This is a genomic window from Pseudomonas sp. Pseusp88 (assembly GCF_047303955.1).
Taxonomy (GTDB): Bacteria; Pseudomonadota; Gammaproteobacteria; order Pseudomonadales; family Pseudomonadaceae; genus Aquipseudomonas.
In genome coordinates this window covers 1-202 of sequence record NZ_JBGLYM010000166.1, presented here as the reverse complement: position 1 = coordinate 202, position 202 = coordinate 1, and the positions used below count along the sequence as shown (strand labels likewise).

Annotated in this window: 1 protein-coding gene; it reads left to right on the top strand. The window is 66.3% G+C overall.

Features of this window, described 5'->3' with window-relative positions; genetic code table 11:
• On the top strand, nucleotides 1–202 hold a 202-nt coding region (locus ACCD02_RS32865), incomplete at both ends, for a toxin VasX (RefSeq protein ID WP_413310751.1).

Below are 202 nucleotides of genomic sequence, written 5' to 3'. Positions count from 1 at the left end.
CAGGATGTACGGCATAACCCCGGCGAAACCCACCCGTACCTGCTTTACCCCCGGCGCAGCCAGCTGCGTATCGCCTACTCGCCGGTGCAATGGACCTGGCATCTGTGCGAGCTGATGCGCATCAACGCCAGCGAACAGCACCAGTGGATGCGCGCGGTGGATCTGCCGGGGTACTGCACCACCGGCACCGCCAGCCACGGCG